The 23,054-nt window shown below is 60.7% G+C and carries 23 protein-coding genes; 10 read left to right on the top strand and 13 right to left on the bottom strand.

Features of this window, described 5'->3' with window-relative positions; translation table 11 throughout:
- Window positions 1-45: 45 nt before the first annotated feature.
- From C9422_RS04900 to C9422_RS04875, 5 genes are all read right to left on the bottom strand, one after another.
- The gene (locus C9422_RS04900; RefSeq protein ID WP_116579870.1) at window positions 46-2,037 is read right to left on the bottom strand and encodes a GGDEF domain-containing protein; all 1,992 of its coding nucleotides are present in this window, start codon (window positions 2,035-2,037) and stop codon (window positions 46-48) included.
- Window positions 2,034-2,912: an endonuclease/exonuclease/phosphatase family protein gene (locus C9422_RS04895; RefSeq protein WP_007969788.1), complete on the bottom strand. Its 879-nt coding sequence runs from the start codon at window positions 2,910-2,912 to the stop codon at window positions 2,034-2,036. The genes C9422_RS04900 and C9422_RS04895 overlap by 4 nt, the downstream gene beginning before the upstream one ends.
- A 14-nt stretch (window positions 2,913-2,926) precedes the next feature.
- A complete protein-coding gene (locus C9422_RS04890; RefSeq protein WP_116579869.1) occupies window positions 2,927-3,568 on the bottom strand; it encodes a thiol:disulfide interchange protein DsbA/DsbL in 642 nt (213 codons plus the stop codon).
- A gap of 199 nt (window positions 3,569-3,767) precedes the next feature.
- Window positions 3,768-4,397, bottom strand: coding sequence for a cytochrome c (locus C9422_RS04880; protein ID WP_116579868.1), 630 nt, complete (start codon window positions 4,395-4,397; stop codon window positions 3,768-3,770).
- A gap of 45 nt (window positions 4,398-4,442) precedes the next feature.
- Window positions 4,443-4,733, bottom strand: a complete 291-nt coding sequence (locus tag C9422_RS04875) for a cytochrome c5 family protein (RefSeq protein ID WP_104450419.1) — start codon at window positions 4,731-4,733, stop codon at window positions 4,443-4,445.
- A 191-nt stretch (window positions 4,734-4,924) separates the two neighbouring features.
- Between C9422_RS04875 and yihA the strand changes: the two genes are divergently transcribed.
- Window positions 4,925-5,569 carry a ribosome biogenesis GTP-binding protein YihA/YsxC gene (gene yihA / locus C9422_RS04870; RefSeq protein WP_102674491.1) on the top strand — a complete coding sequence of 215 codons (645 nt, stop codon included), beginning with the start codon at window positions 4,925-4,927 and terminating at the stop codon, window positions 5,567-5,569.
- Between the two features lie 347 nt (window positions 5,570-5,916).
- On the opposite strand, the gene polA is transcribed toward yihA, so the two are convergent.
- The gene (polA, locus tag C9422_RS04865; RefSeq protein ID WP_116579867.1) at window positions 5,917-8,721 is read right to left on the bottom strand and encodes a DNA polymerase I; all 2,805 of its coding nucleotides are present in this window, start codon (window positions 8,719-8,721) and stop codon (window positions 5,917-5,919) included.
- A gap of 74 nt (window positions 8,722-8,795) precedes the next feature.
- On the opposite strand from polA, the gene C9422_RS04860 reads away from it, so the two are divergent.
- Together C9422_RS04860 and C9422_RS04855 are read left to right on the top strand one after the other, a co-directional pair.
- Window positions 8,796-9,083: a DUF2782 domain-containing protein gene (locus tag C9422_RS04860; RefSeq protein ID WP_007989414.1), complete on the top strand. Its 288-nt coding sequence runs from the start codon at window positions 8,796-8,798 to the stop codon at window positions 9,081-9,083.
- Window positions 9,084-9,143: 60 nt separating this feature from the next.
- On the top strand, window positions 9,144-10,094 hold the full coding sequence (locus C9422_RS04855; protein ID WP_007989412.1) for a homoserine kinase: 951 nt from the start codon (window positions 9,144-9,146) through the stop codon (window positions 10,092-10,094).
- Between the two features lie 84 nt (window positions 10,095-10,178).
- Here C9422_RS04855 and znuA read toward each other — a convergent pair whose 3' ends face one another.
- On the bottom strand, window positions 10,179-11,099 hold the full coding sequence (gene znuA, locus C9422_RS04850; protein WP_178082411.1) for a zinc ABC transporter substrate-binding protein ZnuA: 921 nt from the start codon (window positions 11,097-11,099) through the stop codon (window positions 10,179-10,181).
- 66 nt (window positions 11,100-11,165) lie between these two features.
- Between znuA and zur the strand changes: the two genes are divergently transcribed.
- From zur to C9422_RS04830, 4 genes are read left to right on the top strand one after another with little or no spacing between them, the layout of a single operon-like run.
- On the top strand, window positions 11,166-11,648 hold the full coding sequence (gene zur, locus C9422_RS04845; protein ID WP_007969799.1) for a zinc uptake transcriptional repressor Zur: 483 nt from the start codon (window positions 11,166-11,168) through the stop codon (window positions 11,646-11,648).
- Window positions 11,648-12,433 carry a zinc ABC transporter ATP-binding protein ZnuC gene (gene znuC, locus C9422_RS04840; RefSeq protein WP_007969800.1) on the top strand — a complete coding sequence of 262 codons (786 nt, stop codon included), beginning with the start codon at window positions 11,648-11,650 and terminating at the stop codon, window positions 12,431-12,433. Before zur ends, znuC begins: the two co-directional genes overlap by 1 nt.
- Window positions 12,426-13,214: a zinc ABC transporter permease subunit ZnuB gene (znuB, locus tag C9422_RS04835; protein ID WP_007969802.1), complete on the top strand. Its 789-nt coding sequence runs from the start codon at window positions 12,426-12,428 to the stop codon at window positions 13,212-13,214. The genes znuC and znuB overlap by 8 nt, the downstream gene beginning before the upstream one ends.
- Window positions 13,215-13,251: 37 nt before the next feature.
- A complete protein-coding gene (locus C9422_RS04830; RefSeq protein ID WP_116579865.1) occupies window positions 13,252-13,968 on the top strand; it encodes a PA5502 family lipoprotein in 717 nt (238 codons plus the stop codon).
- Between the two features lie 121 nt (window positions 13,969-14,089).
- On the opposite strand, the gene katE is transcribed toward C9422_RS04830, so the two are convergent.
- Window positions 14,090-16,228 (bottom strand): catalase HPII, encoded by a 2,139-nt coding sequence (gene katE, locus C9422_RS04825; RefSeq protein WP_116579864.1) that lies wholly within the window; start codon window positions 16,226-16,228, stop codon window positions 14,090-14,092.
- 210 nt (window positions 16,229-16,438) lie between these two features.
- On the opposite strand from katE, the gene C9422_RS04820 reads away from it, so the two are divergent.
- From C9422_RS04820 to C9422_RS04810, 3 genes are read left to right on the top strand one after another with little or no spacing between them, the layout of a single operon-like run.
- Complete coding sequence (locus tag C9422_RS04820; protein ID WP_102701561.1) at window positions 16,439-17,446, top strand: methionine ABC transporter ATP-binding protein; 1,008 nt, start codon at window positions 16,439-16,441, stop codon at window positions 17,444-17,446.
- Entirely contained in the window at window positions 17,446-18,120 is a 675-nt protein-coding gene (locus C9422_RS04815; RefSeq protein WP_104450411.1) for a methionine ABC transporter permease, read from the top strand. The genes C9422_RS04820 and C9422_RS04815 overlap by 1 nt, the downstream gene beginning before the upstream one ends.
- A 60-nt stretch (window positions 18,121-18,180) precedes the next feature.
- Window positions 18,181-18,954, top strand: a complete 774-nt coding sequence (locus C9422_RS04810) for a MetQ/NlpA family ABC transporter substrate-binding protein (protein WP_007969811.1) — start codon at window positions 18,181-18,183, stop codon at window positions 18,952-18,954.
- A 172-nt stretch (window positions 18,955-19,126) separates the two neighbouring features.
- Here the strand turns inward: C9422_RS04810 and C9422_RS04805 are convergent, their stop codons facing one another.
- Genes C9422_RS04805 through C9422_RS04785 form a run of 5 tightly spaced genes read right to left on the bottom strand, consistent with a single transcriptional unit; the run spans window position 19,127 to window position 23,029 of the window.
- Window positions 19,127-19,762, bottom strand: coding sequence for an SCO family protein (locus C9422_RS04805; protein WP_116579863.1), 636 nt, complete (start codon window positions 19,760-19,762; stop codon window positions 19,127-19,129).
- A complete protein-coding gene (gene cyoE, locus C9422_RS04800) occupies window positions 19,759-20,658 on the bottom strand; it encodes a heme o synthase (protein WP_007969813.1) in 900 nt (299 codons plus the stop codon). Before cyoE ends, C9422_RS04805 begins: the two co-directional genes overlap by 4 nt.
- The gene (locus C9422_RS04795) at window positions 20,646-21,719 is read right to left on the bottom strand and encodes a heme A synthase (protein WP_116579862.1); all 1,074 of its coding nucleotides are present in this window, start codon (window positions 21,717-21,719) and stop codon (window positions 20,646-20,648) included. Before C9422_RS04795 ends, cyoE begins: the two co-directional genes overlap by 13 nt.
- Window positions 21,720-21,729: 10 nt before the next feature.
- Window positions 21,730-22,323, bottom strand: coding sequence for a hypothetical protein (locus tag C9422_RS04790; RefSeq protein ID WP_116579894.1), 594 nt, complete (start codon window positions 22,321-22,323; stop codon window positions 21,730-21,732).
- Entirely contained in the window at window positions 22,289-23,029 is a 741-nt protein-coding gene (locus tag C9422_RS04785) for an SURF1 family protein (RefSeq protein WP_116579861.1), read from the bottom strand. Before C9422_RS04785 ends, C9422_RS04790 begins: the two co-directional genes overlap by 35 nt.
- Window positions 23,030-23,054: the final 25 nt, after the last annotated feature.

Below are 23,054 nucleotides of genomic sequence, written 5' to 3'. Positions count from 1 at the left end.
TGAGGGCAATCGCCGCGAATTAAACAAAAATGGAACAAATAATACTCAGCCCGGCTCCACGCGGTTGCGTCCAGCATTTTTTGCTCGGTACAACGCCTGATCGGCTCTTTTAAGCACTTGATCGCTGTGCTCACCCGGCCTGAACGCCGACATTCCGACAGACACGGTAATGGTCACCGGCTCTCCCTTGAAGTGGAACGGACAGGCTTCGATGGAGGCACGCAGGCTTTCCAGCAACTTCAGCCCCGCCGCCGGCACCGTGGATGGCATTAACAGCACAAACTCTTCACCGCCGAACCGGGCAATGAAGTCCGTTCCGCGAAGACGCTTGCGCAACACGCTGGCAATAATCTTCAGCACCTTGTCACCGGCCAGGTGCCCGTAGTTATCGTTGATGCGCTTGAAATGATCGAGGTCGAGCATGGCCAGCAACAGCGTATTGCCATGTTGCTGCCATTGTTTGACTTCATGATCCAGGCGCTCGCTCCAGGCCGCGCGGTTGGGCAGGCCGGTCAACGGGTCGACCAGCGCCTTCTGCCGTTGCTCCTCAAGATGCTCACGGTAACCCTGGGCCTCCTGCTCCATATGGGCAACGCGCTCGGCCAGACTGTGCAGGCGCGCAGCGACCTCTTGCTCGCGCTCATCGCGTTGTTTCTGGTGCTGGTCCATGGTGCCCAGCAAGCCTTCGAGATGGTTTTCCAGAACGTGCTTGAGATCTTCCAGGTCCGCGGCGTCCTGCATGCTGCTTTGCAGGCCATCAACCTGTTCGCGGATCTGCGTGTCCATCTGCCGCGCAGCCGAACGGTTGTCGGCGTGTCCTGCGGTGGCGGCCTGCAGGTTGCTCTGGAACGATTCGAGGCGCTCGTTCAGTCGTTGCAGGTAGGCTTCGAACTCATGCTGGCCGCTGTCGGTAATGGCCAGCATCAACGTGGCGAAGTCGTCGAGAATCGGTAGTAATTCGTACCAGTTCAGACCATTTTTCAGACGATCGCGCATGGATTCGGCTTGCGGGCGATGACGCTCGGGCAATGTCAGGTCTTCGAGCAGCCCCAGCAGCGTGTCTTCGATGTGGCTGGCCACCGAGCTGTAGGAGGGCTCTGGGGAATCCGGGAGTGCGTAGAAAGTGTCGCGCCCGGATAGCGGCTGATCTGCGGCGACCACCTCCGCTGTCGGATTCGCAAGCAAGGCCAGGCTATCCGGTGATGCTGACGCGGTCAGCTCGTCGGGGTTCACTTGCGACTCAAGAGGTGTTTCCGGGGTCGGCTTCTCGGCTTGCTCGGTTTCTGCCGCGTCAGCAATGACGGCTTGAAGCGGCGCGACGGCAGGTGCCAGGGCCACGGCTGCCGGAGCAGGGGAAACCTCGCCTGGCTCGGTCGGCGCGGACTCCTTTGCAACTGGCTCCGCCATGGACACTTCGCAGATTGCCGTCTCAATCGCGACCGGGGCCGACTCGATAATCGCCGCAGGGCTCTCGGCTACGAGGGCCGCTGTCGATGCCACCGCTTCGTCTGCTTCACGACCGCCGAACAATCGCTGGAGCAGGCCCGGCCGACCAGGTTCCGTCGGTGTCTCCAGCTGGCTCAGGGCCTTGCCTTGCAAGCCACTCAGCTCGCTGAGCAACAAGGGTATCTCACGCGCCTGACTGACCCGCGCATCCAGTTGCTTGGCGAAACTCTTGAGTGGCCGGCTCACATCCCGTGGCAGCGGCAATGTTTGCAGTTGAGTGACCAGTGCGGTCAGGGCGGCACTGGTCTGATTGATTCGGGTTTCCCGACGCTGTTCGGAGTCGAGCACGGCTTTTTCCAGGCGAGGAATCAGCGCGGCCAGGCCGGCGTCCATGTCATCGGTACGCACGACCTCGCGCATTTCCTTCATGCATTGGTCAACCGCGCGGTCAGTACCTTCCGCCGCCAGGGTGCTGCGCACCAGCCCGCGACGCAGCAAGTCGAGCCGCGCGTCCCAGCGACGTTCGAGCTTTTCCTGCTGTTCGATGCTTTTGAGGTATTTCTCTTTCCAGCGCTGTGTTTCGTCGCTCATTCATGGGTTCCGCGAGGGGCAGGACTCAACGCGGGCAATGCATCGGCCGTGAGCGAACCCGGCAGACGAATCTCTACCGCGACCGGCAGGTGATCGGAAATAGGCTGTGCCAGCACCTCGACCTTTTCCAGGGTCAGGCTCGGGCTCAGCAGGATATGGTCCAGGCAGCGCTGTGGACGCCAGCTGGGGAACGTTGCTTCCATTTGCGGCGCGAGCAGGCCGAGATCGCGCAACGCGGAATTTTGCAGCAGGTCACTGGCATGGGTATTCATGTCGCCCATCAGTACCTGGTGTTTGTAGTCGCCGATCAGATCGCGGATGTAGGCCAGTTGCAGGCTGCGCGCACGGGCGCCCAGCGCCAGGTGCATCATGACGACCACCAGTGCTTCCGGGCCTTCGCCGAAGCGTACCAGGATGGCTCCACGCCCCTTTGGGCCCGGCAGCGGATGATCTTCAATGGCCCACGGGCGCAAACGGCTGAGCACGCCATTGCTGTGCTGGGCCAGGCGTCCGAGATTGCGATTGAGTTGTTGATACCAGTAGGGGAAGGCGCCGAGCTGGGCCAGATGCTCAACCTGATTGACGTAGCCTGAACGCAGGCTGCCACCATCGGCCTCCTGCAAGGCGACCAGATCGAAGTCGCCCAGCAGATTGCCGATCTTCTGCAGATTGTCGGCACGCCCGGTGTGCGGCAGCAGATGCTGCCAGCCCCGGGTCAGGTAATGCCGGTAGCGCTCGGTGCTGATGCCGACCTGGATATTGAAACTGAGCAAGCGCAGACGACTGTCTGCGGGCAGGCCCGTGGACTCCAGATGATGCTCGTTGACCCGCGGATCATGCAGGCCAACGATGCGTTCAGTACCCCATCGGCGCATGGCAGTGACTGCCCTTAGTTGGCGGCAGCCTTGTTAGCCGCTCGCTCTTTGTCGATCAGTTTGTCGGCCAGTTGCAGGGCCTGTTCGGCACCGCCGGCGGAGCCTACGTCAAAGCGGTACTTGCCGTTGACGATCATGGTTGGAACGCCGGAGATTTCATACTTCTTGGCCAGTTCGCGAGCCTTGATGATCTGGCCCTTGATAGCGAAAGAGTCGAAAGTCGCGAGGAACTTGTCCTTGTCCACGCCTTGGGTAGCGAGGAAGTCGGCCATGTCATTCTTGTCGGTCAGTTTCTTGTGCTCTTTCTGAATCGCGTTGAACACCGCAGCGTGAACGCTGTGCTCGACACCCATGGCTTCAAGGGTCAGGAACATCTGGCCGTGAGCATCCCACGGGCCACCGAACATGGCTGGAATGCGCACGAAGTTCACGTCCGAGGGCAGCTTCTCGGCCCAGGGATTGATCACCGGTTCAAAGGCATAGCAATGCGGGCAGCCGTACCAGAACAGCTCTACCACTTCGATCTTGCCAGGCACGGCGACCGGAACCGGATTGCTCAGTTCGACATAAGGTGCAGCGGGGGCTTCAGCGGCCTGGGCAGTCATGCCGAACAGGCTGGCAGCGGCAAAAACGGCGCTGATGATCAGATTACGCATGCTTCACTCCTGGACAAATTTTTCGCCTCGCGCGACGTGTTTTCAGACAGGTCCTGGCGGGCTTGAGTTCTGTAGTGTAACGGCAGCGGCCACAAAAAAGGGCGGCCAAGGCCACCCTTTTTATACTCGTTGCAACGGATTAATCGAGCGTTAACGTTGCGGGCGATATGTACCCCGTTCAACGCCCGATCCGCCGGCCTTAGTGCAGGCCCTGAATGTAGCTGGACACCGCGGCGATGTCTTCGTCGCTCAGCTTCTTGGCAATGGTCTGCATGGTCTTGGCGTCGCCATCGTTGGTGCGGCCGCCTTCTTCCTTGCGGAAATCGGTCAGTTGCTTGGCGATGTATTGAGCGTGCTGGCCACCCAGGTGCGGGAAGCCGGCGGCTGCGTTGCCGGCGCCGTTCGGAGAGTGGCAACCGGTGCAGGCTGGCATGCCCTTGGCCAGGTCACCGCCACGGAACAGGGCTTCACCGCGAGCGACGACTTTAGGATCGGCGGCACCGACGCTGCCTTTCTGGCTGGCGAAGTAGGCGGCGATGTCCGCCAGGTCCTGATCGCTCAGGTTGGTCAGCAGGCCGGTCATTTCCAGAACGGTGCGCTTGCCCGACTTGATGTCGTGCAATTGCTTGGTCAGGTAGCGTTCACCCTGACCCGCCAGCTTTGGAAAGTTTGGCGCCATGCTGTTGCCATCCGGGCCGTGGCAGGCGCCACAGACGGCGGCTTTGGCCTGTCCGGCTTTAGCATCACCCGGTTGTACTGCCTCACCTGCAGCATGGGCTATGCCGGAGATGCCCACGGTCAACAGCAGACTCACGATCAATTTCTTCATCAGCTAATCCAACTACGGCTAAGGGTTAAGAGTTATGGACCGGGCTTACTCGCTCATCCAATGGATGATGGCTTGGTAATCCTCGGCACTGCAGTCCATGCACAAACCACGCGGCGGCATCGCCTTGAAACCCTGGGTCACGTGTTGCACCAGCGTCTCCATACCTTTCGCCAACCTCGGCGTCCAAGCATCCTGATCGCCTTTTTTCGGCGCCATGGGTAATTGGCCGGAATGACAGGCACCACAAACACGGTTGTACACAGCTTCCGGATCCTGTGTAGCCTGAGCGCTGTAAAGCGGCATCAAGACACCGGCAGCTAGCAGCCATTTCGTCATAAAACGACCTTTTCAGGGTTGAGAGCGTGCTGCGTTCTAGTGCGCAATCAAGGTCTGTCGCTCTCGTGAACTTCATCCTACGCTGGGACAAAGCGCACACAAAATCTGCGGCATTATATACTGGCGTCACTGAAACGGAAGCGACACTGCTTGCCGCACCCATTCCTGGCGCCGCCCACATCGGAAATCCCATGCAACTCAAGAATCCCATCCTCGGTCTGTGCCAACAGTCCACCTTCATGCTCAGCGCCGCCAAAGTCGACCAATGTCCGGATGACGAGGGCTTCGAAGTCGCCTTCGCCGGGCGTTCCAACGCCGGCAAATCGAGTGCCTTGAACACCCTGACCCACGCCAGCCTGGCGCGCACCTCGAAAACCCCGGGGCGCACGCAACTGTTGAATTTCTTCAAGCTAGACGATGAACGCCGTCTGGTCGACCTGCCGGGCTACGGTTATGCAAAAGTACCGATCCCGCTCAAGCAACACTGGCAGCGTCACCTGGAAGCGTACTTGGGTGGCCGCGAGAGTTTGAAAGGCCTGATCCTGATGATGGACATCCGCCATCCGATGACCGATTTCGACCTGCTGATGCTCGATTGGGCCGTGGCTGCCGGCATGCCAATGCACATTCTGCTGACCAAAGCGGACAAGCTGACCTATGGCGCGGCCAAGAACACGCTGCTCAAGGTTCAGGCGGAAATCCGCAAGGGCTGGGGCGATCTGGTGACGATTCAGTTGTTCTCGGCCCCGAAACGCATGGGCCTGGAAGAAGCCTATACCGTACTGGCAGGCTGGATGGAGCTGGCGGACAAGGGTGTCGAGGTAGAAGCCCAGTAAGGCTGCGAAAGCTGTCTGGGGCACTCCAGACAGCTTTCTGCAGGCAAAAAAAACCCCGGACTTCATATGGGGAGGGAGAAGTTCCGGGGTTCAAGCTCTAGACCGCTAGGGCGGGGTCCAGATATCTGCCAACACTTAACACAACATAGGAGCATCGAAGGGCTTCACCAGCCATTCAGTACCTCTGAGTAGCGCTTCGCAAGATTAGTTCAGATTTTTTTCAAATAGCTTTGAAATAACCCCGATAACCTTCCGGACTAAGTTGTTTGCGCTCTTCTGCCGCGGCACTATGCCGCAGCAGAACACGACTCTTTTCTGTAGGAGCGAGCTCGCTCCTACAGGAAGGCTCAGTGAGCCTCATCCCAGTTATTTCCAACACCCACTTCCACCAGCAACGGCACATCCAGCTTCGCGGCCTCGCTCATGTGTACGCGAATTTCATCGCGAACCTGGTCGACCAGGTCCTCACGCACCTCCAGCACCAGTTCATCGTGCACCTGCAAAATGACTTTGGCGTCGAGACCGGAGGCGGTCAGCCAGTTATCCACAGCGACCATGGCTTTCTTGATGATGTCCGCAGCGGTGCCTTGCATCGGTGCGTTGATCGCCGTGCGTTCGGCGGCGGCGCGTTCTTGCGGCTTGTTGGAGTTGATGTCCGGCAGGTACAGGCGACGACCGAAGAACGTCTCGACATAACCTTGCTCGGCGGCCTGGGCCCGCGTGCGGTCCATGTACTGGCGTACGCCGGGGTATCGGGCGAAGTAGGTATCGATGTAGGCCTTGGCGGTCTTGGTGTCGACGCCAATGTCCTTGCCGAGCTTCTGCGCCCCCATGCCGTAGATCAGACCGAAGTTGATCGCCTTGGCGCTGCGGCGCTGGTCGGAGGTCACGTCGGCCAGTTCGACCTTGAACACTTCGGCGGCGGTCGCGGTGTGCACGTCCAGATTGTGGCGGAAGGCGTTCATCAGCCCCTCATCCCGTGACAGGTGCGCCATGATCCGCAACTCGATCTGCGAGTAGTCCGCCGCCAGCAGCTTGTAGCCGGCCGGGGCCACGAAGGCCTGGCGGATACGACGCCCTTCGGCGGTGCGCACCGGGATGTTCTGCAGGTTCGGATCGCTGGAGGACAGGCGCCCGGTGGAGGCGACAGCCTGGTGGTACGACGTATGGATCCGCCCGGTACGCGGGTTGATCTGTTCCGGCAAACGATCGGTGTAGGTGCTTTTCAGCTTGCTCATGGAGCGATATTCCATGAGCACTTTCGGCAATCGGTAGTCGTCTTCCGCCAGCTTGGCCAGCACCTCTTCGGCGGTGGACGGCTGACCCTTGGCAGTTTTTTTCAGTACCGGCAGGCCGAGTTTCTCGTAGAGGATCACGCCGAGCTGCTTGGGCGAACCGAGGTTGAATTCCTCGCCGGCAATCTCGAAGGCTTCGCGTTCAAGTGCGACCATCTTGTCGCCCAGTTCGATGCTTTGCACACCCAGCAGGGCGGCGTCGACGAATGCGCCCTGGCGCTCGATGCGCGCCAGCACCGGCACCAACGGGATTTCGATGTCGGTCAGCACACTGGCCAGGCTCGGAATGGCCGAGAGCTTTTCGAACAGGACCTGATGCAGACGCAGGGTGATGTCCGCATCTTCGGCGGCGTAAGGCCCGGCCTGCTCAAGGGCGATCTGATCGAACGTCAGCTGTTTCACGCCTTTGCCGGCGATGTCCTGGAAGCTCACCGTGGTGTGGTCCAGATACTTCTGCGCCAGGCTGTCCATGTCATGGCGCGTGGCCGTGGAGTTGAGCACGTAGGACTCGAGCATGGTGTCGAAGGCGATGCCGCGCACGGTGATGCCGTTGTCCTGTACGCCGCCGATGGCACAGTTGGCCAGGATGTTCATGTCGAACTTGGCGTGCTGGCCGACCTTGAGCTTGTTCGGGTCTTCCAGAATCGGCTTGAGCGCGCGCAGGACCGTGTCGCGGTCCAGTTGCTGCGGCACGCCGATGTAGGAATGGGTCAACGGGATGTAGGCCGCTTCGTTAGCCTGAACCGCGAACGACAGACCCACCAGTTGCGCCTGCTGCGCGTCGATGCCGGTGGTTTCAGTGTCGAAGGCGAACAGCCTGGCGTTGTTCAGCTTTTCCAGCCAGGCATCGAAACGCGCCTGATCAAGGATGGTTTCGTAGGCGGCTTCAGCAGCGGCGGCCGGTGCGGCGGCCTCGGGTTCGCTGAACAGATCGACGGCCGGTGCAGGCTCGGCGGCTGCGCTCAGTTCCAGGCGCTTGGCGTCGCGATCAAGGTCGTTCAGCCAGCTCTTGAACTCCAGCAGGCTGTACAACTCGTAGAGTTTCGCCGGATCTTCCGCGCCCATTTGCAAGTCGTCGAGACCAATGTCCAGCGGCACGTCGACCTTGATGGTCGCCAACTGATAGGACAGGAAGGCCATTTCCTTGTGCTCTTCGAGCTTGGCCGGCAGGGTCTTGGCACCACGAATCGGCAGGGTCGGTACGATGTCGAGCTGCGCATAGAGCTCGGTCAGACCGCCGTTCACACCGACCAGCAGGCCGGAAGCGGTCTTCGGGCCAATCCCCGGAACGCCCGGAATGTTGTCGGAAGAATCGCCCATGAGCGCCAGATAATCGATGATCTGCTCGGGAGCGACGCCGAATTTCTCCTTCACGCCCTCCACGTCCATGCTGCTACCGGTCATGGTGTTGACCAAGGTAATGTGACCATCGACCAGTTGCGCCATATCCTTGTCGCCCGTGGAGATGATCACCGGACGATCCGCCGCCGCGCTGCTGCGGGCCAGGGTGCCGATCACGTCATCAGCCTCGACGCCCTCGACGCACAGCAGCGGGAAGCCCAGGGCGATCACGCTCTGGTGCAGCGGCTCGATCTGCACGCGCATGTCGTCGGGCATACTCGGACGGTTGGCCTTGTATTCGGCGTACATGTCATCGCGAAAAGTCCCACCCTTGGCGTCGAACACCACGGCGAACGGACTGTTCGGATATTGCTTGCGCAGGCTCTTGAGCATGTTCAACACGCCCTTGACCGCGCCGGTCGGCAGGCCTTTGGACGTGGTCAACGGCGGCAGCGCGTGAAAGGCGCGGTACAGGTAAGAAGAACCGTCCACCAGGACGAGGGGGGCTTGGCTCATGAGCAGGATCAACCTTTTCGGCGGGTCCGGCGCTAGAATAGCGGGACCGTTGACGACAAAGGGACAAGGTTATCATGCGCACACCAAATCGCCTGTTGCTGGCTGGCTTGTTTGCAATCGCCCCATTGGCCGTGATGGCGGCGGACGATGCGCCGACACCGGAGCCAGATGTCACGATCCGCACGGAAGGGGACAAGCTCATCCAGGAATACCGCCAAAACGGTTTTCTGTATGCGATCAAAGTCACGCCCAAAGGCGGCAAGCCGTATTTCCTGGTACGCGCCGACGGATCAGAAGGTAACTTCATCCGCTCTGATTACCCGGATATGCTGATTCCGGCGTGGGAAATTTTTAAGTGGTAAGTCGTCCTTAACTTTAATCGGCGCTGGCTCAACAGCGGCGCCCGTACTGGCAGTTTAAACATGTCTGTGTTCACCCCCCTGGCTCGGCCCGAGCTGGAAGCTTTTCTCGCCCCTTATGGCCTCGGCCGCCTGCTTGATTTCCAGGGGATTGCCGCCGGTAGCGAAAACACCAATTTCTTTATCAGCCTGGAGCAGGGCGAATTTGTCCTGACCCTGGTCGAGCGCGGTCCGGTTCAGGAAATGCCGTTCTTCATCGAGCTGCTCGATGTGCTGCACGGCGCCGACCTGCCAGTGCCTTACGCCCTGCGCACCACCGACGGCGTGGCCTTGCGCGAACTGGCGGGCAAACCGGCGTTGCTGCAACCACGCCTGGCCGGCAAGCACATCAAGCAAGCCAACGCGCAACATTGCGCTCAGGTCGGTGAACTGCTCGGCCATCTGCACCTGGCGACCCAGGCCAACATGATCAAACGCAAAACCGATCGCGGCCTGGACTGGATGCTGGAAGAGGGCACGCAGTTCCTGTCGCACCTCGGTGCCGAACAGAAAGACCTGCTGCAACGGGCGCTGGAAGAAATCACCCGACAGAAAGAAAAAATCCTCGCTCTGCCGCGGGCGAACATTCACGCCGACCTGTTCCGCGACAACGCGATGTTCGAAGGCACACACCTGACCGGACTGATCGACTTCTACAACGCCTGCTCCGGGCCGATGCTCTACGACGTGGCGATTGCCTTGAACGACTGGTGCTCGGACGACGATGGCGTGATCGATGGACCGCGAGCACGGGCCTTGCTGGGTGCTTATGCGGCCTTGCGGCCGTTCACCGCTGCCGAAGCCGAGTTGTGGCCGACCATGCTGCGGGTGGCTTGCGTACGGTTCTGGTTGTCACGCCTGATCGCAGCGGAGTCGTTCGCCGGGCAGGACGTGTTGATTCACGATCCGATGGAGTTCCAGCTGCGCCTGGCGCAGCGGCAGACGGTCAATACGCCGTTGCCTTTCGCCCTTTAAAAAGCAAAAGATCGCAGCCTTCGGCAGCTCCTGCACCGATCTCTGTAGGAGCTGCCGAAGGCTGCGATCTTTTTGTTTCAGCAGTTACAACGACTCCAGACACCCCGCCAGATCATTCCCCAATTTCTCCAGGACCTGCTCATAGCCCTGGGCCGTCGCCGGCGTGTACCCGCCCAACGCATCCAGTTCCGCCAGCTTCACCGGCAAACCCGCCACCAGGGTTTCCGCCAGGCGCGGACGCAGCGGTGGCTCGCTGAATACGCAGGTCTTGCCGACTTCCTGCAAGCGTGCGCGCATCGCCGCGACATGCTGGGCACCGGGTTGCACTTCGGCCGCGACGCTGAACACACCCACGTGCTTGAGGCCGTAGGCGTCTTCGAAGTAATCGAACGCTTCGTGGAACACGAAGTAAGGCTTGCCCTGAACATCGGCCAGGCGTTTCTTCAGGCGCGCATCCAACGCATCGAGACGCTCGTCGAAAGCTTTCAGGTTGGCCTGATAGCGCACGGCATTGTCAGGATCGGCGGCACTCAGGTCAGCCGCCATTTTCGTGGCGATGACCCGGGCGTTGACCGGCGACAGCCACAAATGCGCATCCAGGCTGCCTGGGCGATGATCGTGGTCGTGGTCGTCGGCTTCTTCGGCGTGGGAGTGGCTATCTTCGGCAAAACGGCGCAGTTTCATGTTTGGCAAATCCTGCACGGCGACGCTGGGCAGCGTACGACCATTGAGCACGCGAGGCAGGAAACCTTCCATGTCCGGACCAATCCAGTACAGCAGGTCCACCGATTGCACCTTGCGAACGTCGGAAGGGCGCAGCGCATAGTTGTGCGGCGAGGCACCCGGTGGCAGCAAGACCTCAGGAATCGCCACGCCGTCCTGCACCGCCGCTGCGATCAACTGCAGTGGCTTGATGCTGGTAAGGACCTTGACCTCGGCCTGCGCCGGACCGATCAGCAGAAAACTTGCGAAAAATGCGACAAAGATAGAAAAAAGACGGGACACGATGACCACTCGAAGAGGCGAGAACGGGTAACATAATAACGTCTCTCACAAAACTCGTCGCCGCTCATGCTAAAAACACCGATTGCCAGCCGCCCCCACGACCACTCGCATTGCGTTCATAGCGCTTTGTCCGAGGCCGATGCCCTGTGCGCTCGTCAAGGCCTGCGCCTGACCGCATTGCGTCGGCGGGTGCTGGAACTGGTGTGGCAAAGCCACAAGCCGCTGGGTGCCTACGACATTCTCGCGGTCCTCAGTGAGCAGGACGGTCGCCGCGCCGCGCCGCCGACGGTATATCGCGCGCTGGATTTCCTGCTGGAAAACGGCCTGGTCCATAGGATTTCCTCGCTCAACGCCTTCATCGGCTGCAATCACCCGGAACATGCACACCAGGGTCAGTTCCTGATCTGCCGTGTGTGCCACGCCGCCATTGAGCTCGAGCAAAAGTCCATCAGCGACGCGATCATCGCCAGCGCCAGGGATGTCGGGTTTATCGTCGAAGGCCAGACCGTCGAAGTGGTCGGTCTGTGCTCGGGTTGCCAGGGGGCTTGATGAGCAACGCGCTGATCCGTCTCGAGCAGGTTGCCGTCACGTTCGCCGGGCAACCGGTGCTGGACAACATTGAGCTGAGTGTCGAGCCGGGGCAGATCGTGACCCTGATCGGCCCCAACGGCGCCGGCAAAACCACACTGGTACGTGCCGTGCTCGGGCTGTTGAAACCGGACAGCGGCAACGTCTGGCGCAAGCCGAAACTGCGGGTCGGCTACATGCCGCAAAAACTCCATGTCGACCCGACCCTGCCGCTGTCGGTATTGCGCTTCCTGCGCCTGGTGCCAGGCGTAGACCGTGCGATGGCCTTGGCGGCACTCAAGGAAGTCGGCGCCGAACAGGTCATCGACAGCCCGGTGCAAAGCGTTTCCGGTGGCGAAATGCAACGCGTGCTGCTGGCCCGGGCCTTGTTGCGCGAACCGGAACTGCTGGTACTCGACGAACCGGTACAGGGTGTCGACGTGGCCGGGCAGGCTGAGCTGTACAGCCTGATCACCCGCCTGCGCGACCGTCACGGTTGCGGTGTGCTGATGGTCTCCCACGATTTGCATCTGGTGATGAGCACCACGGATCAAGTGGTTTGCCTCAATCGTCACGTCTGCTGTTCAGGCCATCCCGAGCAGGTCAGCGGCGATCCGGCGTTCGTCGAGCTGTTCGGGAAAAACGCACAAAGCCTGGCGATTTATCACCACCATCACGACCACGCCCACGACTTGCATGGCTCGGTGGTCAAGGCGCCCGCACCGGGCCAACCCCATGTTCACGGAGATGGCTGCAAGCATGGCTGATTTTCTGCTCTACGCCCTGCTTGCAGGCCTGGCCCTGGCCGTTGTCGCAGGCCCGTTGGGGTCTTTCGTGGTCTGGCGGCGCATGGCTTATTTTGGCGACACCCTGTCCCACGCGGCATTGCTCGGTGTGGCCCTGGGCTTCCTGCTGGATGTCAGCCCGACGGTTGCCGTGACCGTTGGTTGCCTGCTGCTGGCGGTGTTACTGGTGACCTTGCAACAACGTCAGCCCTTGGCATCCGATACGCTTTTGGGAATTCTCGCACCCAGCACGCTCTCTCTGGGCCTGGTGGTACTAAGCTTCATGCACGAAGTGCGGATTGACCTGATGGCCTATCTGTTCGGCGACCTGCTGGCAATCAGTCCAACCGATCTGGCCTGGATTCTTGGCGGCAGTGCGGCCGTGCTGGCCTTGCTGATTGCATTGTGGCGGCCATTGCTGGCAATCACGGTGCATGAAGAACTGGCCAGGGTCGAAGGCCTTCCAGTGGCCGGATTGCGTCTGGCGCTGATGTTGCTGATCGCCGTGGTGATTGCCGTGGCGATGAAAATCGTCGGCGTGTTACTGATCACTTCGTTGCTGATCATCCCGGCGGCCGCGGCACAACGTCACGCCCGCTCGCCGGAGCAGATGGCACTGGGCGCGAGCCTGCTGGGCATACTCGCCGTGTGTGGCGGGCTGGCGTTGTCCTGGTTCAAGGACACCCCGGCCGGTCCATCGATTGTGGTGGCAGCCGCCGCGCTGTTTCTGCTGAGTTTTGTTCTGCCCCGTCGAGGGGTGTAGACTTGCTCGTTTTTTGCGCAAATAGAGAGTCGCAGGAATGAAGTCGTTCGCCTCCCGTTATCTGCTCCTTGTCGCATTTTCTTTGCTGCTGGGCGCCTGCCAAAGCACGCCACCGGCGGCCACCGAGGCCGCCAATGCGCGAGCCACGGCCATCGTGCAGCTGGAACAAAACATCGCCAGCGATGAACTGGCCACCGCCGAAGACCAATTGGCGGCCTTGCAGGCCGAATCGCCCAACGATGCTTCCCTTGAGCAGTACCAGCGGCAACTGGCCGAAGCCTACCTGCGCCGCAGCCAGATCGTGCTGCAAAAGGGTGATGTGGATGCCGCTGCGACCGCCCTGAGCCGTGCCCGCGCGCTGATGCCCAAGGCTCCGGCACTGACCGGCGGAGTCAACGGCTCGATCGCCCAGGCACGCAAGGCCGAACTGGAAAAAGCCGAAGCGGCCCTGAAAGCTGCCGAAGCCAAGCCAAAGGCCAAGGTCATCGATCTGACGGCTGAAAGCACCACGGTCTCGCTGAATATCAACGATATGGGCAAACTGCGTCGCCAACTGGATGCCATTGCCGCCGATGTGGTGAATTTTCAGTGCGACGTGAGCATTCAGGCTCCACGCACCAATGATTACCCTTGGCTGGCGACATTGCTGACAAAACGGGTGAAAAAGCTCGATCCCGAGTTTGACCTGAAGCTGGAGCGGCAGATTTTGCGCAGTGTTCCGGCGCAGATGGTTCTAACACCCCGCAAATCTTAAAAGCATCGCGAGCAAGCTCGCTCCCACAGTAGAGACGTGTTGGCCACAAGATTTGTGGCAACTCGGATCCCTGTGGGAGCGAGCTTGCTCGCGATGGCGGCCTCTTTAACTCCAAAGATCCTCAGGCCGGAATCGCCCTGGTCTTCACCTCCCTCTCCCAAACCCGATGCTGTCCGATCGCGGCGAAAAACCCTTTGATCAGCTTCGCATCCGTCCCCACGATCAATCCCGCATCAGCCTCCAGCTTCAACACATCCAGCAACTGCTTCGCTTCACCCTGCAAAGCGATAGCCTTGAGATGCTTGTACGCCTCCAGTAGGTAATGCAACGCCACGCCGTCCGTACTCAGCGCCTTGATCGACGCGGCTCCGCCCGGCACGAACACCGCGTCGAATGCCACCGACGGCGAGCCCTCCATCGAAGCATCGACCGCCAGGGTTTTGCCATCGGCGGTTTTCACGGGTGCAGAGGTCGGCCCCAGTAACTTCGCGTGAGCCCCCTGCGCTGCAAGCGCTTTCTTCATCGCATCAATCGCAGCACTATCAACACCATTGGCCGCTAGAATCGCGACTTTTCGCGTCTTGATGTTCTCCGGCAACAGATTGGCCTGGCTCAATGCCGGAGAGTGATCCGGTGCGGTTTTGCGCACCTCGACGGTTCCTCGAGCTGGCGCAGGCAATCCAAGGTTCTGCGCCACGCGCTTGGCCAGCTCCAGATCGATATTGGCGAGAATTTCGTTCACTTCCCGGACGCGAATCGCCTCACGCTCAACCTTGCCCAACTCAAAGCTGTAGGCCGAAATGATGTGCTCCCGCTCATGCTCACTCATGCTGTGGAAAAACAAGCGAGCCTGGGAGAAGTGGTCAGCGAACGACTCGCTGCGCTGGCGAATTTTATTGGCGTCGATACGCTCCGGATAACTCTCGAATCCTCCATCCTGCGCCGAAACAGGCGTTTCCTTTGGCCAGCCGCCATCGATGGAGTTCGGCTCATAAGACGCACGCCCCTTGTCGATGGTGGTGCGGTGCTGGGCGTCCCGCTGGCCGTTGTGGAACGGTGACACCGGACGGTTGATCGGGATTTCGTGAAAGTTCGGCCCGCCGAGTCGACTGATTTGCGTGTCGGTGTAGGAAAACAATCGGCCTTGCAGCAGAGGGTCGTTGGAGAAATCGATCCCCGGAACGATATGCCCGGGGCAGAAGGCAACCTGCTCGGTTTCGGCGAAGAAGTTGTCCGGGTTGCGGTTCAGCACCATCTTGCCCAACGGCGTGATGGGCACGAGCTCTTCAGGAATCAGCTTGGTCGGGTCGAGAATGTCGAAATCAAAGGCGTGTTCATTTTCTTCTTCGATGACCTGCACTCCCAACTCCCATTCCGGGTAGTCGCCGATCTCAATCGACTCCCACAGATCACGCCGATGGTAGTCGGCGTCCTTTCCCGCAAGCTTCTGCGCTTCGTCCCACACCAGGGAGCAAGTGCCGGCCGTAGGGCGCCAGTGGAACTTGACGAAGCGCGACTTGCCCTCGGCATTGATCAGGCGAAAGGTGTGCACGCCGAAGCCCTGCATGCTGCGCAGGCTTTTCGGGATCGCCCGGTCGGACATAGCCCACATCACCATGTGCGCCGACTCCGGCACCAGCGAAACGAAGTCCCAGAAAGTGTCGTGGGCCGAGCCACCGGTAGGGATCTCGTTATGCGGCTCGGGTTTGACCGCGTGCACGAAGTCGGGAAACTTGATCGCATCCTGTATGAAGAACACCGGCATGTTATTGCCCACCAGGTCGAAGTTGCCTTCGTCGGTGAAGAACTTCACGGCGAAGCCCCGCACATCACGCACGGTGTCGCCTGACCCTCGCGGCCCCTGTACCGTGGAAAAGCGCACGAACACCGGGGTTTTCTTCGCGGGGTCCTGCAGGAAACCGGCCTTGGTCAGCACCGAGTGGTTTTCATAGCTCTGGAAATGACCATGGGCGCCGGTGCCGCGGGCGTGAACGATGCGTTCGGGAATGCGCTCATGATCAAAATGCGTGATCTTTTCACGCATGATGAAATCTTCCAGCAGCGACGGCCCGCGGGCCCCGGCCTTCAGGGTGTTCTGGTTGTCCGCCACCTTCACGCCCTGGTTGGTGCGCAAGGCCTGCTCAGAGGCATCGGAGCGAAATGTTTCCAGGCTGTCGAGCTTGGCATTGGTGTTGTGGCGATCCGGGGTATCGGTCCCGGCCAGAACGCTCTTGGTGGCGGCAGGCTTCTTGGTACTCATCAGGCGTGAACTCCTCAGGCATATTCCAGTGGCCTAAGTAGTGACTGACGAGCTTATTCAGCCGTTCCTTTTTTCTGACCTTTGATCGCGTTATTGCCAAATGACAGGACAAATGCGAAATAAATGCTAAGAACCTCTATACGGACAGGCTAAAATGCGCGCCCGGCTAACCGCTGACCCTTTTCCAACGCGCCCCACAAGGTTCGCTACGTGATCGAGTTTCAAAACGTCCATAAAACCTACCGCGTCGCCGGTAAGGAAATCCCCGCGCTGCATCCGACCAGTCTGACGATTGAGAACGGGCAGGTTTTCGGCTTGATCGGTCATTCCGGTGCAGGAAAAAGTACCCTGCTGCGTCTGATCAATCGCCTGGAAAACGCCAGTGGCGGCAAGATCACCGTCGACGGTGAAGAAGTCACCGCGCTCGACGCCAACGGCCTGCGCCGCTTCCGTCAGCAGGTCGGGATGATTTTCCAGCACTTCAACCTGCTGGCATCCAAGACCGTCGCCGACAACGTCGCACTGCCGCTGACCCTGGCCGGCGAACTGTCGCGCAGCGAGATCGATTCGCGCGTGGCCGAGTTGCTGGCGCGAGTCGGTTTGTCCGACCACGCGAAAAAGTACCCGGCGCAATTGTCCGGCGGGCAAAAGCAGCGTGTCGGCATTGCCCGCGCCCTGGCGACCAAGCCAAAAATCCTGCTGTGCGATGAAGCCACCAGCGCCCTCGACCCGCAAACCACTGCATCGGTCCTGCAATTGCTGGCCGAGATCAATCGCGAGCTGAAACTGACCATCGTGTTGATCACCCACGAAATGGACGTGATCCGCCGGGTCTGCGACCAGGTGGCCGTGATGGACGCCGGCGTGATCGTCGAGCAAGGCTCGGTGGCCGAGGTGTTCCTGCATCCGAAGCACCCGACCACCAAGCGCTTTGTGCAGGAAGACGAGCAGATCGACGAAAGCGAACAGCGTGACGACTTTGCTCACGTACCGGGTCGCATCGTGCGTCTGACCTTCCAGGGCGAAGCGACCTACGCGCCGTTGCTGGGCACCGTCGCCCGGGAAACCGGAGTGGACTACAGCATCCTGGCCGGTCGTATCGACCGCATCAAAGACATCCCTTACGGGCAACTGACCCTGGCCGTGACCGGCGGTGACATGGAAGCGGCGTTCGCCCGCTTCATCGCAGCCGACGTCCACATGGAGGTGCTGCGCTAATGGAAGCCCTGACAAGTTTCTTCGCCAATATCGACTGGCTCGAAATCTGGCTGGCCACTGGCGACACCCTGCTGATGCTCGGCGGTTCGCTGTTGTTCACCGTGCTGCTCGGCTTGCCGCTGGGCGTGCTGCTGTTTCTGTGCAGTCCGCGCCAGTTGCTGGAAGCCAAAGGTGTCTACGCGATGTTGTCGCTGGTGGTGAACGTTCTGCGTTCGCTGCCGTTCATCATCCTGTTGATCGTGATGATTCCGTTCACCGTGTTGATCACCGGCACATCCCTCGGTGTTGCCGGTGCGATCCCGCCGCTGGTGGTGGGTGCCACGCCGTTTTTCGCGCGTCTGGTGGAAACCGCCCTGCGTGAAGTGGACCGCGGCATCATCGAAGCCACCCAGGCCATGGGTGCGACCACGCGACAGATCATCACCAATGCGTTGCTGCCTGAGGCTCGTCCGGGCATCTTCGCGGCGATTACGGTGACTGCAATTACACTGGTGTCCTACACGGCGATGGCGGGTGTCGTCGGCGCCGGTGGCCTGGGCGACCTGGCGATCCGCTTCGGATACCAGCGCTTCCAGACCGATGTGATGGTCGTGACGGTGGTGTTGCTGCTGGTCCTGGTCCAGGTACTACAAACCGTTGGCGACAAGTTGGTCGTCCACTTTTCCCGTAAGTAAGACATGAGCCGGCCATTCGCTGGCAGGCGCCAAACGGGCGCCTCACAAGGAGTTAGCTGAATGAAAAAACTACTCGTCGCCTTCGCTGCCGTTGCCGCCTTCTCGGCCCACGCGGCTGACACCCTGACCGTCGCGGCCACCCCGGTGCCACACGCCGAGATCCTCGAATTCGTGAAGCCGACCCTGGCCAAAGAAGGCGTGGACCTGAAGGTCAAGGTCTTCACCGACTACATCCAGCCGAACGTGCAGGTTGCGGAAAAGCGCCTGGACGCCAACTTCTTCCAGCACCAGCCGTACCTGGATGAATTCAACAAGGCCAAGGGCACAAACCTGGTATCCGTCGCCGGCGTGCACCTGGAACCCCTGGGCGCTTACTCCAGCAAGTACAAGACCCTCGCTGAACTGCCTGGCGGCGCCAACGTGGTGATCCCTAACGACGCCACCAACGGCGGCCGTGCTCTGCTGCTGATGGCCAAGGCCGGACTGATCAAGTTGAAGGATTCGAACAACATCCTGTCGACCGTGAAGGACATCACCGAGAACACCAAGGACCTGAAAATCCGCGAACTGGAAGCCGCAACCATCCCGCGCGTGCTGACCCAGGTCGACCTGGCACTGATCAACACCAACTACGCGCTGGAAGCCAAGCTTGATCCGGCCAAGGACGCGCTGGTCATCGAAGGCAACGACTCGCCGTACGTGAACATCCTGGTGGCTCGCCCGGATGACAAGGACAGCGACGCGATGAAGAAGCTGGTTGCCGCTTTGCACAGCCCGGAAGTGAAGGCCTTCATCCTCGAGAAGTACAAAGGCGCGGTAGTGCCGGCGTTCTGACCGACTGAAAGCAACAAAAAAGGGCGCATCGAATGCGCCCTTTTTTTGTGCCAGAAACACCGCCCCCTGTGGGAGCGAGCTTGCTCGCGATGGCGGTGTATCAGTCAATGTAGATGTTGAATATTACGGCCTCATCGCGAGCAAGCTCGCTCCCACAGGTTTAGCGGTGTCTTTAGTTGCGCTTGAGCATCACCGGCAACTGCGCCACCAGCTTCGCGTTGTTCAACGGCGCCCGGATGAAGCCGCGCTGCGTGCCGTCCGGCCCGATCACCGCGAGGTTGCCACTGTGGTCGACCGTGTAGTTTGGCTTGTTGGTGTCCGCCGGAATGAACGGAATGCTCACCGCGTTGGCGACCTTTTGCAGCTCATCGATCGACTTTGGCGCGAGGCCGACAAACTGCGGGTCAAAGTAGCTCAGGTACTGCTTGAGCTGCTGAGGCGTGTCGCGATGGGGATCGACGCTGACCAGCACGATCTGCAGCTTGTCCACCGCCTCGGGCGGCAACTCGCTCTTGATCTGTCGCAGCTGGGCGAGGGTGGTCGGGCAGACGTCCGGGCAGAAGGTGTAGCCGAAGAACAGCAGGCTCCACTTACCCTTCAATTCATTGATCGTGACCGGCTGACCATCCTGATTGGTCATCGTCACGTCCGGCAGATTGCGGCTCTGCGGCAGCAAAATGATACCGGCGTCGATCAGCGCCGTCGGATCGCCCTGGTTTTTTCCGGACAGCACCTTGTTGACGGTCAGGCCCAGGATCAGTGCGACCAGGGCGACGAGGATGAAGACGGTTTTCTGGGTTCGAGTCATAGGTTCAACAGTAAGTAGTGGTCTACGAGCAGGGCGATAAACAGCAGGAACAAGTAGTAAATAGAGTACTTGAACGTGTTGATCGCCGCGTGCGGCCGAGTGCCACGGTACAACACCACGGCCCATTGCAGAAACCGCGCCCCCAACCCGAGCGCGCAGACCAGGTAGAGCGTACCGCTCATGTGAATCACGTAGGGCATCAGGCTGACGGCGAGCAGCGCAAAGGTATACAGCAGGATATGAATCTTGGTGTAGTGCTCGCCATGGGTGACCGGCAGCATCGGGATGTCGGCCTTGGCGTATTCCTCCTTGCGATGGATCGCCAGCGCCCAGAAGTGCGGCGGGGTCCAGGCGAAGATGATCAGCACCAGCAGCAGCGGTTCGGCGCTGACGTGACCGGTGGCGGCGGTCCAGCCGAGCAAGGGCGGCGCGGCACCGGCCAGACCGCCGATGACGATGTTCTGCGGGGTCGCACGCTTGAGGAATCCGGTGTAGATCACCGCATAACCGAGCAGCGAGGCGAGAGTCAGCCACGCGGTCAGCGGGTTGGTAAACGCCAGCAGCATGGCTTGTCCGAGGGCTGCCAATACCAGCGCGAACGTCAGCGCGGCGGTCGGAGATATCCGGCCTTCGGCGAGCGGCCGTTTGTGGGTGCGCGCCATCACCGCGTCGATGCGCCGGTCCACCACATGATTGACCGCCGCGGCGCCACCGGCACACAGGGCGATGCCCAGGTTGCCGAACACCAGCACCGTCCACGGCACCCCGGCACGGGTCGCGAGGAACATCCCCACCAGTGAAGTGATGAGCATCAGCACCACGACCTTGGGTTTGGTCAGTTCCAGGTAGTCACGCCAGATCGCCTGACTGGGACGTTCGCCGATCAGAATCGCCATGGCATCTCTCCTTTTATTGTTATGGGCCCGGCTGAGTGTTTACGCAGGCTGAAGCGCCAGCGCGTTGGCTGCTTGACCCGGACCAGACTGGTTCGGGCGTGGTAGTTGACCAGCACCATGGTCAGCAACAGCGCGGCGCCGCCCGCGTTATGCGCGACGGCCACCGGCAGCGGCAGATGGAACAGCACGTTGCTGATGCCCAGGGTGATTTGTGCGCCAAGGGCAATCAGCACCAGGCCTGCCAGGCGCGTCATGCCGACCGCCTTCAATTGCCAGGCCAGGCCGAGCAATACCAGGGTGACCAGCAAGGCACCGATGCGATGGGTCAGGTGGATGGCCGTACGGGCGTCGCTGTCCAGTTGCCCGCCGAGGTAATTCGGGCCGATGTGCTGGGTCAGATGAAAGCCATTGGCAAAATCGGCAGGCGGCAGCCATTGGCCGTGACAGGTTGGAAAGTCGATGCAGGCCACGGCGGCGTAGTTGGAACTGACCCAGCCACCGAGGGCAATTTGCCCGATCACCAGCAACAGCCCCGCCGTCGCCCAGTGCTGCAAACGTCGTGGCACGGTCAGCGCCGGCAGTACGCCGGACAGGCGCAAGGTCAGCAGAAACAACAGGCTCAAGGTCGCGAAGCCGCCAAGTAAATGCCCGGTGACCACCTGCGGCCAAAGCTTGAGCGTTACCGTCCACATGCCGAACGCGGCCTGGCCAAAGACCACCGCCAACAGAAACAACGGCAACTTCACCGGTTGCCCCGGATGACGGCGATGCAACCACGCGCGACCGGCCGACACCGCGATCAACACGCCCAGCGTGCCAGCGAAGTAGCGGTGGATCATCTCGTTCCAGCCCTTGTGGGCCTCGACCGGAGCGTCCGGGAAATGCAATTCGGCATGGGCCAGCTGGGCTTCGCTTTTCGGCACGCTGATGAAACCGTAGCAGCCAGGCCAGTCCGGGCAGCCGAGGCCGGCGTGGGTCAGGCGGGTGTAGGCGCCGAGCAATACCACGATCAGTGCCAGCAAGGTGGCAAACAACGCGAGACGAAATCCAGGCTTGGCCATGACGATGCCCTTATCCGATGTTCGACAGTTTCAGCAGGTGGCGTAGATCGTTCAGCAGGTCCTTGCCCTTCACCGACGGGTCGTAGCGCAGTACCAGATTGCCGTGGGGGTCGATGATCCACAGGTGCGGCGCGTCATTGCTCTGAGCGCCTTTTGTGTAGGCAGGCAAGTCCAGTGGATAGCGTTGCAACTGCGGGTACTCGCGTTGAAGTTTAGTCTCGTAATCGCTGTTCAGCGTCTGCGCGGCGGCCAATGCATGGCTGGCGCGGGACGCATCGCGGCCGAGGCCGATCTGGATCTGCCGCGCCAGGTACACCAGTTGCTGGCAGTCCACCGCGCAATCCTTGGGCGCGGTCACCAGGATCTGCCAACGCTCTTCCTGGGCGTGCACGCCAATGTCCGCGCGGGTCTGACCGTTGCCGATGAGTTCGCCGTGATAACTGCGGCCCTCGGGCACCCAGAAATTCAGCTTGTACATGCCGGTGGCAAGGATCATCGGACCGATCACCCCGAGCAGGATCAGCAACAGTTGCATACGGCCCTTGCGCCGGTTCACCGAAGGTTTCGCCTCAGACATGCTGGGTGGATTCATGGCCGCTCCCATGGTGTTTCTCCTTTGCGTTGTGCCAGCCGAGATAGAGATAAAGACCGAACAGGGCGATCGCCATGGCGAACCACTGCACGGCATAAGCGATGTGTTTTTCCGGGCCCGTGGCGACCACCGGCCAGTCGGCCTGATAGGTGGCCGGGCCGGTTTCGGCGCGTAGCTCAAAGGCAAAGCCTTCGCGGTTCAGCGTCTTCCAGAGACTGGCCGGTTCAACGGCGGTAATCAGCTTCGGCCACGTCGCTGTCGCCGGGTCTGCATGCAACTGAAACGGCGCACCGGGGGAGACGTAGACCCACGCGTCGAGGCTGACGGCCTCGGCAGGTGTCTTGAATTGCACGGGTATGCGGCGTTCCGGCCAGGGCAGCCAGCCGCGATTGACCAGCAGCCAGAGCCCGCTGGTCTGATCATGAAAGGGTTGCAACAGCTCGACGCCGACCCTGCCGTTACGTTGACTGTTGTCGAGCAGCAGGCTGTGTTCGGCATCGAAGCGGCCGTGCAGGCGAACCCGGCGGAAAGCCGGGTCAGCGGTGTATTGCAATTCGGTGCTGGCCATCGGCTCGGCGGCCCGGCGCTCGGCGTAGGTTTGCAGCAGCGCGCTTTTTTCTGCGCCCCGGCTCAATTGCCAGAACCCCAGGGACACCAGTAGCGGCAACAACAGTGCGACCACCAGCGTTGGCACGATACCCGGCCGAAAGCGCTTCATGGCATCGCCAGAAAGTCGGTCATCG

The organism is Pseudomonas sp. B1(2018) (assembly GCF_003097365.1).
In the GTDB taxonomy this organism is placed as follows: Bacteria; Pseudomonadota; Gammaproteobacteria; order Pseudomonadales; family Pseudomonadaceae; genus Aquipseudomonas; species Aquipseudomonas laurylsulfatiphila.
This window is presented reverse-complemented; position numbering and strand designations above follow the sequence as displayed.